Here is an 11,553-nt window from a genome sequence, read left to right on the forward strand (position 1 = left end):
CGAGACCATGTTGCCGGCCTCGTCGTAGGCGTAGGAGTGTGTGGTCGCACCAGCCGAACCACTCTCGACCACCTGAGTAACGGCATGAGCCGGCCCCTCCCCTCGTTGGGGCACCACGCTGGCCATAACGAGCCGGGCCGACGAAGGCCGGGGGGCTCTGCGCGGTGTGCTCCTACGTGGCGACCGCCACCAAGCACGGGATCGGTGCCTTCGACACTCTGGTCAGATAGGCCGAGGACAGGTGCTGAGTCCCCGAAACCATGTGTCCCTCACCGAGACATCTGAAGAGTTACGAAAATATCAAATATGAGAATGCCAACAGCGAAAAATAGAAGAGCCCAACAGAGAACAACAAGGGCAGGCTCCATTCCTTACGCCGCTGAACCCCAACAGAATCAACCGCAGTCAAACCATGCGATCTCTTTTCAATCTCAGCACCCAACCGCCTGGCAACCCGCCTAAAATTTCTATATTGCAACACAAAAGAAAAAAGAGAATCCGGAAAAGCGATAGACTTTACCTTTGTCCCGTCTTTCAGCACAAGACGCACCCCCCCTGCCAGCGGACAGAGTCGATTAAACTTATCGCAACCTCGGTCTCTTCAGAAAAATTTCGGACCGTGACTCTATCTTCACTTACATCCACACCAGAGAAGACGCAAAGTTTAAAGATAAACCAAATCAGGACTGGCACAAAAAGTAGCATTAAAATCAGTGCCACGACACCATCCACAAAGACTTCTCCTGAGTTAGCCACCGCTCCACCCATTCCAAAAAAGAGGACACCAAAAAAACCAGCCGTCACGCAGGCGAATACCATCGACGACCAGCGCCTAAACCGGATTACCCGCCCCTGAGAATTCTTCACTCTTGATAACCCCTCTACTGATCACCTGAAAATAACACCACACATGAGACCCTCGTCGAAGTGACATCGCTACCCTAAGACCACCCATCCAGCAACCCATTACCCACGGCTCGATATCTCATTTCCAATGATAACCGATGACATATTTGCCGCTCCATCGTAAAAAGTTCCAGCCGGATCAAACGACCCATTTCTATTTGTTCGGATATTGAAACTTTTATCAAAGAAATCATCCTTGACGCGCCGGAACGAGAAGTGAGTCCTCATACCTCGACCTGTCATTCCGTGCCGCATCGCACCATTGAGCCACCCACTATATGCCCCGCCAACACCAACACCAACAAGCCCAAACGCGTGTTCACCCCAGCGCATAGAGCGACCAGTAGCCCAACTCTGATACCCATCAAGAATAAATTTTGCAGCCACGACCGCCCCGCCCACAGCGAGACACATACCAAAGGATGCCGCCATGCAAGCCGCCATACCAATTCCCGTACCTACCGCCGAGATGGTTCCCCAGTTATCATTGATCCAGTCCCCTGAGCGTTGCCAGAAGCTGCGATCATTATTCTGCTTGGCGTTGTTCAGAGCTTGATCTTCGGGGGACACCGTGGCGTTGACCAGCACAGGTGCAGGTTTGGGCTTAGGTGCGGGCGCGGAGACCCAGGGGCCCGGACCCCCGACGGGCCCACCCCACGAAGGAATACGGGTCCACCCCGAGCGAATCGCCCTCGACCCGCCACCATACGCACTGCCCGCAGCATAGCTAGGCGAGTTGAACCCTCGGTTCCCGGTGTACACATGACGCGTGGTCTTACCCTCATCGTTTTTGACAGGGGCGCAGTCGTGCCCTCGCGCGCCCTGGCACAGGATCAGCCCATCGGAGTCCGAGAACACCACCGGGTTGTTGTTCGAATACGCATACCCGTGCATCTGCTGGGAATCGGCCAGGTCCATCAACGGGTCCACCGAGATGAACCGGCCCAGATCCGCGTCATAGGCACGCGCCCTCAGCTGAGTCAGGCCAGTGGAGGCATCGATCATGCCATCCACGAACCCACGCTCACCCGGCCACACACCGGTGGCACCACGCTCCCGACCAAAGACCGTCATCCGCCGCTGGGCCACCTCGCTGAAGTCGGCGTCGATGGCGATCTGCCCGGTTCCGTGATGGTCGGACATGATCCAATGCAAAGAACCATCATTCTCACGCACCGCCACCGTCTCCCCCGCATGGGAGAAGTACCGGGTGGCCTCCTCCGTCCCTTCGGCCGGATCCCAGGTCACCTCCACCTCGATTCTTCAGTGGTGGGAGTGGCCTGAGAAGCGGTTGGATTTGCCCCGGTTTGTCCCGGCAGTGCCGGGGCGGGGCCTTCGCGTGTCGCTGCGGGCCGCGCCGGGTTCCACCCTCCCGGAAGGTGTCCTGTTCCTCCCTACTTCTGCTCGTGGGGTCAGGGCGGCTTCATCTGAGCTCGGGCAGTGCTCCCAGCCGCCGCCAACAGGTCGTGAACGCCTGTGCCCAGGGCCAGGTGCGTTCGATGGCCAGCACCCGGTAGCGGGCATGACGGGTCAGCTTGGCCGGTAGGTGGTAGAGGCGGTAACGCATCGTCATCGGTTCGGCTACGACCAGTTCTTCGTCGTCGTGCAGGGTGAGTAGCCGCAGCCAGGCGTCCAGGTCGTGGGCGATGTTGGCCGCAAGCACCCAGGAACGGTTCACTGTCCAGGACTGGGAGGGCAGGTTGGACAGCCCCATCGCCTTGTCACAGCGCACCCGATCCTCGACCACGGCGTGGTGGCGGTGCAGCGCGTCCAACCACTGCGGTTGGTGGGAGCCGCCGATGCCCCACATCCGGTTGATGTTGGTCGCGGTGATCGAGTACTTCCACCCGGTGCGCTTTTCCAGGGCGGTCAGGTTCTTGGCGTGGCGGCCCGATGGGCGCACCCTGCGTACGATCAACCGCAAACCCTGCGGCCAGCCGGGGCGAGTGCTCAGCCCGCTCAGCTCAGGGACCTGGTATTCGCCATCGGTGGTGGCGTCCTGGTGCAGTGCGGCGTGCCAGGCGGCCTCGGGCAGGGCCGCGATCGCTTCCTCGTCGGCGGTGGTGATGGACCATCCCACGGTGTAGCGCACGGTGCGCCTGGTGGTGCCCAGTCCCTCCAAGTGGTCCAGCAACTCGTGGGTGGCTCCGGCCCCGTCGATACGCACCAGGATCTTGGCGCGGGAAGAGCCAGGGATTTGGGTCAGGGCCTGGTCCAGCACGGTGCGGTGGTCAAAGGCGGTGTTGGATCCGGCGTTGCCCTTGCGCAGTTCCATGGCCAGGCACTCGTAGGTGTTGGCGCACCAGGCCGCCAGGGGGTGGAACCCGAAGGTCTTCTTGAAGGTGCCGGTGGCGCGTTCTTTATTGGAGGAGGCGGTGATGATGGTGGCATCCATGTCCACCACGATCCACCCGGTGAGTTTCTTCCCGGCGACCTGGAGGGTGGGGAAACCGCCGGGGCGTAGGGCGAGCAGGTTCCACACGTGGCGGCGGGTTTTGGCCCGGGCCTGGTTGATCCCCTCCAGGAGGGTTTGGTCGATGGCGGCCAGGGTGCGCCAGAGGGTGGAGTCGGAGGTGGGGGCTCCCAGGAGCGGGGTGTGGTGGGCGCCCAGGCGTTCGACGTCGGAGAGGTTGCGTGCTCCCAGGACGATGGCGATGGCCGCCTCGATGAGTACACCGGTGCGGTCGCGCCACCGGTTGCCTGTGCTTGTGGGCAGGGCTTGGGCCAGGTGGTGGGCGAGGCCGGTTCGGTCGGCCAGGCGGCGCAGGAGTACGGCTCCGGTGTGACCGATCAGGTTCTTGCCGGTGGGTTCCACGGACAGGCGCCTGTCCCAGGCGGTAGTGTCGTTCACCAGAAAGGTGCTCCTGTTTTTCTGCTGTGGTTCGGACTCGATACTCGAATCCTCGCAGGTCAGGGGCACCTTTCGCTGTTTTTTAGGTGATTCAGTGGCCTCTCACTGAATACCCGAGGCTGAAGCGTTGATTCCGAGCCTCTAAAGAACCCGGCACGGAACACCCCCTGGGCGTAGCGCCCTTCGCCGATTCCCGCCCGTGCGCACCGGTCCGGATCATCGATCCAGGACCGGGGTAGATACAACTCCCGGTCGATCAACGCCCGCCCCTGGGGTGCGGCGTAGGCCAAGAACACACCGAGCTGGCAGTTCTCCACTCGCCCAGCCATACCGGAGTACTGGCGCTGGACCCCCGCGGAAAGTCGGCCCTTCTTGAGGAAGCCGGTCTCATCGACCACGAGCACGCCTTGAGGGCCGGCCAGTGCCTGGGTGACGTAGGAACGCACCGCGTCACGCACGGCGTCGGCGTCCCATCGGGCGCGATCCACGAAGTGCTGGATACCTGTCGGCTCGGTGGCACCGGCCGCTTCGGCCAGCTGCCAGCCGTTCTTGCGTTCCACCGGCGCCAGCAGCCCGGTCAGGTACGTCCTGGCCCACTTGCGTGTTTCCACCCGGCCGAAGCACCCGGCGAGGCGGTCGAACAGCTCGTCCAACCCTGCCCGCCATGCCGAAACGTCTTGTGTTGAGACATCATCCACCACAGCCACAGACTAGTACACAACGAAATACGACTGTCGTGTTAGCTCCAGAGCAATCCAAGCACAGCGACGACTTTCGGAATGAGCTCTAAATAACAAAACCACCCAAAGCCCAGTAAGAAAAAAATGAAACCATCCAGATAATTGGCATGGAAATCATATTCAAATGAAGGGAAGACACCCTTCCACCCCCATTATTATCCCACCTTGAACCCCAATACTCACGATGCTCATTGATCCTTTTAGCAGCATGAGAAGCACTCGGACTTCCAAAAATGGAAGAAACCACAGAACCCTGGAACGCTGGAATATTAAACATCCCCCCATCTTCGAGTTCAACCAGTAGCGCTCCACCACTTACCCAACTTCGCTCAACCTGAGACATCGGAACCGCAGTCTTTGTCAAGTAACCTCGAGCAACAAGATGCCCTCCTTCGATCGAAACATTTCTCCAGAACACGACCTTCAGCTCGAACCAAAGAGCCAGGGAGAAAACACTGGAGAGAACAATGACTCCCGACAGCCCGAGCCCTTCACCAATCACTGCCAGCGCAAACAGAACCCACAGAAAGAAGCTCAGAAATATCCCCAGAAGCAGGGTGCCTCTACTTCGAAAAACCTCTATATACCCAGGCAAAACTAATTCCTTGAAAAGGGGTTGCTGTACGGCACAGGTCCCCCGAACGTGGATCCGCTAGCGATGTTAATCGCATAACCTGCTGACGAAGCCCCCCAGTCCACCGGACCTGAATTCATGTCCCACCCTTGAAAAATACCTTCTCTTCTCTGGGGATTTCCTGACCTGGGATTATAATCCCATTTCTGCGCGCCAGCCCGGACCGTAGGCCTCGACCCCATAGAACCCAGGGCACCTCTCCATGTTCCAGAAGCCAAACGGCCGACCCCCAAGGCAGCCCCTCCCCCCATGCCAAGCATCAAGGCACTCCAACCATGCTCCTTCCAGTTGATCGACCCATTAACCGCGTAATCCATACCAACATTTGCAGCCAGGACAGCCCCTCCGATCGCCAAACAAGATCCAGCGGAAACTACTACACAGGCGCCAAACCCAACCCAACCAGCGACCTGCGAAATAGTCCCCCAGTTTTCTTTGGTCCAGCCCCATGCATTTGAAGCAGAATTACTGACACCATTCCATGCAGAATCCCAAAGGCTCTGCTCTTCGGGGGAGACTGTGGCGTTGACCAGCGGCGGCTTGGGAGGAACGGCAGGCTTCTGAACGGTACGCCAACCACCCCACCCCGACCCTGCGCTGTAGTAGTTGGTTCTGGTGCCGGCGGAGGTGTGGTGGTACTTGGTGTGCGTGATCTTCCGCCACCCGGTGTTCGGGCGGTGGTTCCACGTCTCGACGTGGCTCTTCTTACCCTTCTTATAGGTGACGGTGGTGTTCCCACCCGCCTCCATGCAGATCCCGTCCGCATGGGTGCAGTACGACAATCCGGAGCTATCCGAGTAGGTAGCGGGACTGTTATTGGCGTAGGCGTACCCGTTCATCGTCTGGGCATCGACCAGGTCCATTAAGGGGTCGACGGAGATGAACCGTCCCAGGTCAGCGTCGTAGGCACGTGCTCCGAGCTGGGTCAGACCGGTGGAGGAATCGATCATGCCGTCCACGAACCCGCGCTCTCCCGGCCAGGTACCGGTGGTGCCACGGTCCTGCCCGAAGACGGTCATCCGACGCTGAGAGACCTCACCGAAGTCGGCATCCACCGCGATCTGTCCGGTGCCGTGGTGGTCGGCCATGACCCAGCTCAGAGAACCATCGTTCTCACGCACCGCCACGGTTTCACCGGCGTGGGAGAAGTAGCGGGTGGCTTCCTCGGTACCTTCGGCCGGGTCCCAGGTGACCTCCATCCCTGGAAGGTACAGGGTCGTGGCCCCGTTGGCCCGACGCAACAAGCGTTCGCCATCGGCGTCGTAGACGTACTCGGTCGTGGACAACCCGTCGACGACCTTGACCAGTTCACCCTCAGGACCCCACTCCAGACTCTGGTCATACTCACCACTGTCACGCGAGACCATGTTGCCGGCCTCGTCGTAGGCGTAGGAGTGTGTGGTCGTGCCAGCGGAGCCACTTTCCTCCACCTGAGTGACGGCATGAGCCGGCCCTTCCCCCGCCTCGGGGTTGGTGTAGTCACGAGCGACACCACCGCCAGGTCCGTGCTGGACTTCCTGGACCCGGTTACCGATCGCGTCATAGCTGAACTCGTGCCAGTACGGCGCGGCCCCGCCCAGATCGGTGACCTCCGGTTCGGCCGCACAGGCCTCGTCCCCGGTGGTGTCGGGTGTCCAGGCCTGGGTCAGGCGACGCAGGTGGTCGTAGTCGAAGCACTGCACATCCGACGCCACCGAAGTGTCGGTGGGTTCGTCGTTGATCGACAGCAGGTTCCCACGGTCGTCATAGGCGTAGCTCTGGGTCGACAAAGACCCCTCCCCCGATTGGGGGACCACACTGGCCATGGCGAGCCGGTCGGTCTTCTCGTCGTAGTCGAAGCTCTGCCAGGTGCGATCCGCGCCCAGAACCCCGCGATGCAACTCGCGTTGGACCAGGTTGCCGATCTTGGAGTAAACCGCCTCGGTGACGATGTGGTCATTACCCGACAACGTGGTGGGGTTACCCAGGTCGTCGTAGCCGTGGACCGTGACCTCGCTGGGCAGCGATCCGGCGGCCGGGGTGACGGTGGAGCGCACACTGCCGTCGGGGTTGTAGGTGGTACGGAACAGGTAGTTACCCGCCAGTTCCCCTTCGGTTGAGGGAACGCTGATCTGGTGGGCACGGGGCCGGTTGACCGGGTCGTATCCCATCACCCGGGTGGTGTAGGCCTGCCCATCCTCGAAACGGGTCGAGGTGGCCGGCTGCCCCAGGGCGACACTGTCGAAGGTCCACTCCGCGCGGGTCTGGCCCTGTCCGTCACGAAGCTCGGTCTGGCGACCCAACTCGTCATAGACCGTCACCAAGGCCTCACCTCGGGCGTCGGTGGTCTGCACCAGACGGTCCAGGTCGTCGTAGACCATCTCGCTGTGCCCGGTGTCGGGGTCGTCCTCGGTCACCTTTCGGCCGCGTAGGTCGTAGGTGTAGGTCCAGGTGTTGTCGTCGGGGTCGGTGACCGTTTCCAGCTCACTGCGGGCGGTGTAGGTGTAGAAGGTGGAGTCGTACTCCCCCACCGCTTCGGGCCCGTGGTGTTTGCGCAGTTCCACGGTGTTGCCACGCACATCGGTGAGCGCGGTCGTGCCGGTGCCACCCTCGGGCTCGGACACCAGGGTCCGGTCGCCCTGATGCTGCGTGGTGGTGCGGAACTGTTCCACACCTCGCGACATCTGGATGGCCTCGGTGGCCCGGTCTGCGCCGTCGTAGACGGTGCGGGTCCAGCGGGGGATTTCGTCGTGGTTGCCCACCACGAACAGGTCCCCGCTCGGGTCGTCTTCGTTGAAGTACGCCTCTCGGGAGATGGTCGTGTTACCGCGACTGTCGTAGAAGACGTCGGTGAGCACCCGTCCACCACCAGGGGCCGGTGCCTGGCTTTGGCGCTCGCGGAGCATGCCATCCAGGATCTGGTGGCTGGTGGTGTAGTCACCCTTGGCGTTGAGGGTGTGGGTGGTGACGACGGTGGGTTCGTCCTTGGACAGGTGGTATTCGAACCGCATCGACGGGGAGAAGTCACGGTCGCGGGGCCGGTCGGCCAGCCACACGTCGGTCATTCGACCCAGGGGGTCGTAGGCCATTTCGGTGCGGTTGTCGTTGGCGTCGATTTCGGCGGTCGGTTGGGAGCGCTCGTCGTATGCGACCGTGCTGGTGTGGTCCAGTGCGTTGGTGGTGGTGACCAACGCGCTCGGCCCACCAGTCACTGCGGAGGTGTAGGCGGTGGTGGTGGTGTTGCCTTCGGCGTCGGTCACCTCCAGTGCACGCCCGTACTCATCGAAGGTGCTCTGAGTGAGGGTCTGGTACACCGGGGTGTCGCCGTCGTAGTCGGCCACCCGCTGGGTTTCAGTTGGGCGTGCCTGGGTGGGTGTGTCGCCGAAGTCGCCTCCGTCGTAGAGGGTGCGCTCATCGGAGACCACGTCGCCCGGGTAAGAGACGTCCTCACCACAGGCGGCGGTCACCGTCTGGGTGCGGGCCACCGGAGTGAGCAAGTACAGGCCGGTGTTGCGGGCGTAGGTCGTGGTGGTGCACCGGTCGTCGTCCGCGACGTCGACATCCCCGTGGTCGTGCACGGAGGTGATCATGCCGTGGTCATCGAAGGTGTTGACCGTGCGGGTGGTACGGAAGGAGCCGTCGGCCAGGGTGGAGTGGGTGTCGACCTGCTCGGTGTTGGTCAGGTGCGCCTCCAGGTCCCAGTCGTGGGAGGTGGAGGCGGTGCGCTTCTTCCATGGGGTGGTGATGGTTTTGGAGACCACGTCCCCGTCCACACCGTCGCGAACGATGACCTCGCGGGCCTGGCCGTTGAAGACCGGGTCGTCGTCCACGCTGGTGCCGGTGGAGTCACTCACCTGCTCCGAGCGGGTGCCGGAGGGTTGGTGGTCGCCGTCCATGCCCTGGTAGAACAGGTGCTCGGTTTCGGTGCGGGTCTCATCGGGGTGGCCGGTGCGCACGATGACCCGGTCGAAGCCGCGCCACTGGGACCAGGTCTGGTGGTCCTCGTCGACGAACCCGTCGTCTTCCATGTACGCCCAGGCAGCGTCGCCCACGTAGTCGTAGCTGGTGATCACGTCGGGTTGCCCACCGACCAGGTCGACCTCGACCAGGTCGGTGACCACGTACTTGGCGAACCAGTCGGTGATGTCGTCGGCGCCGGGCCGGTGGGAACGCACCACGGGAAAGCACAGCTCGGTGTTGGTATGCGCCGTGGGCAGGTCGTCGGGGTCACAACCCGGGTCGGCGTAGGCCACGTCCACCTGGGCGCCGGTCTCGGTGTGGATGGCGGTGATGCGCCACTTGTTCATCGGCACCAGGCCATCGGTGGTGGAGTCGATGCGGTTGGGCATCGGGGTGCCGGTGAAAGTGATCGCCGGCTTGGTCTGGGTGCCACCACCGGTGTGGCCGGTGTGGGTGATGGAGTCCAGCCACAGCGCCGGGTCGGTACCGTCCCCCGGCTTGGGGAAGGAGTGTTCCAGCTTCCAACTGTCGACGGTGACGTAGTCATCGCCATCATGGAGCTGGGTGGTGACCTTGTTCAGCTTCTTGGTGGTCCAGAACGTCGGTGAATGCTGTCCGGCGCAATCATCGGTGCATTCCTGGTCGAGCGGGGTGTCGGGCCAGTATTCGGCGTTGGACTCCTTGCGGTCGGCGGCCTTGCACCCGAAGTCGGTGTCCACACAACGCTCACCCACGCTGTAGAGCACCTGAGCGGGTGCGGTGGCCTGGGCGTCGTCATCGCGCAGCCCGTAGGCGGTGCGCTTCAGGTAGCCGCCGCGGTCGTACTCGATGGGGTCGGAGTCGAAGTTGAGGCCGTAGTGGTTGGTCTCGGCCTGGTAGTAGTGGGCCAGGGCGTTGCCTTGGATGTCCACCACGTAGTCCAGGTTCCAGCGCCATCCCTGGTCGCACCAGGCCTCGTCCAGGTCGGCGTTGTAGCAGGGTTCACCGGAGTCGTTGCCGAAGACCGGCACGGTCCAGGCCGAGTTGGTTTCGTCGTCGCCGGAGGAGTGGCCGGGTAGGCGATTGAGGCCGAAGAAGTACTGGGTGCCGTCGGTGGTGGTGACCTTCCAGTGCTCACCGTCGTTGTCACCGTTGGTGGCGCCGGTCAGGCGTTCGACCTTGGAACCGTCGTCGTTCTTCAGGGTCCAGTCGCCCTCGTCGTAGACCAGTTCGGTGGAGCGCCCGTTCAGGTTCAGGGTGGCGTTGTGGTGGGACCAGCACTGGTCGGGGATGTCGGTGTCGTCCTCCTGGCAGGTCTGGTAGCGGCGTTCGATGTAGCCGGGGTGGTAGTCGAAGCCTTCACCGATCCAGGAGGTCTGGTTGTTGGTGCCCGAGGTACGCCCGTCCACCGATTGGGAGGAGTAGCCGAAGCTGATCTCCGGCTGCAGGCCACCGGCGACGTTGGGGGCCTGGATCGGGTAGTTCCAGGAAAATCCGCCCGCCTGGGTTCCCACGTTCCAGGTGGAGGAGGGGCTCAGCGAGGTCGCGGTGTAATCACCGGTACCCTCCTCGCTCTCCCCCGTGGCGACCGCCGCCAGCAGCACACCACCGCTGGTGGCCGGGGCCAACGCCGTCAAGGTCTGAGCATTGGTGTCGTTGGTCGCCTCCAATGGGTGGGAGGTGAACCGGCCGGGTCCCTCTTCGTTCCCGGTGAGCGCGACCAAGTCCAGGCGGGAACCGTAGTCACCGCCGAAGGCCGAAGCGAAGTCGGTGTAGTCGACCTCGACCCGCACCGGCCCGGCCTCGTCTGCACCGTCGGTGCGCGTCAATCGCAGAGCCAGGCCGGACAGGCCCAGTGCGGCCGCCTCGTCCTGGTCGAGCACCTCCAGTTCGGCCGCGGTCACCGGGCCGGCGGGCTCGACGGGGTCGGCCGGCTCTTCCTCGACCTGGTCGAGTTCTGTCTCTCCCCTGGGTTCCTCGACGACCTCCTCAGCGGGACCGGGCTCTCGTTCCGTGGTCTCCTCGGCCGGCGGCTCAGTCGATTCCCTCTCGCGTTCAACGGCCTCTTCGCCGTTCTCGGCCAAGGGCTCGCGTGGCAGCCTGCGCTCACTCACCTGCTCAGGCCCGGCGTCCTCGGTAGTGGCTTCTTCCTCGTTCTCAGGCTCAGGAAGCGACGACTCCCACTCCTCGAACTCCTCCCCCTCCACCACACTCGCGGCCACCGGCTCCTCATCGGTGGCACTGAGTGCGCGCGCCGACGCGGCTTCGGTGTCGAACGTGATGCTTGTGGCCTCTGGCCACCGGGCGGATTCCAGTGAGGTCATCGCGGCGTCGGCCACCGTGTCATCGACCTCGATCGCCGGGGTGGGCGCGTTGCTTCCGGCCACGGATTCGCCCAAGTCCACGTCGGGACGGTTGTTGTAGCCGAGCGCGGAGGCGGGCACGGCCGAGACCAGGCCGGCCGCCAGCACCAGGGAAACGAAGGAGATCAACGGCTTTTGCCC

General features: G+C 62.7%; 4 protein-coding genes and 1 pseudogene. All 5 read right to left on the reverse strand.

Annotated elements, in window-relative coordinates; genetic code table 11:
* Positions 1-966: 966 nt before the first annotated feature.
* Positions 967-2,154: an RHS repeat-associated core domain-containing protein gene (locus D472_RS27820; protein WP_239643016.1), complete on the reverse strand. Its 1,188-nt coding sequence runs from the start codon at positions 2,152-2,154 to the stop codon at positions 967-969.
* A gap of 175 nt (positions 2,155-2,329) precedes the next feature.
* A complete protein-coding gene (locus D472_RS0120215) occupies positions 2,330-3,757 on the reverse strand; it encodes an IS1380 family transposase (protein WP_239643017.1) in 1,428 nt (475 codons plus the stop codon).
* 182 nt (positions 3,758-3,939) lie between these two features.
* Positions 3,940-4,458: pseudogene (locus D472_RS0120220) on the reverse strand (IS701 family transposase); the annotation flags it as partial.
* Between the two features lie 85 nt (positions 4,459-4,543).
* Positions 4,544-5,092 carry a hypothetical protein gene (locus D472_RS28300; protein WP_152448023.1) on the reverse strand — a complete coding sequence of 183 codons (549 nt, stop codon included), beginning with the start codon at positions 5,090-5,092 and terminating at the stop codon, positions 4,544-4,546.
* 2 nt (positions 5,093-5,094) lie between these two features.
* Entirely contained in the window at positions 5,095-11,541 is a 6,447-nt protein-coding gene (locus D472_RS26100; protein ID WP_338036525.1) for an RHS repeat domain-containing protein, read from the reverse strand.
* Positions 11,542-11,553: the final 12 nt, after the last annotated feature.

Source organism: Nocardiopsis alkaliphila YIM 80379 (assembly GCF_000341005.1).
GTDB lineage: Bacteria > Actinomycetota > Actinomycetes > Streptosporangiales > Streptosporangiaceae > Nocardiopsis > Nocardiopsis alkaliphila.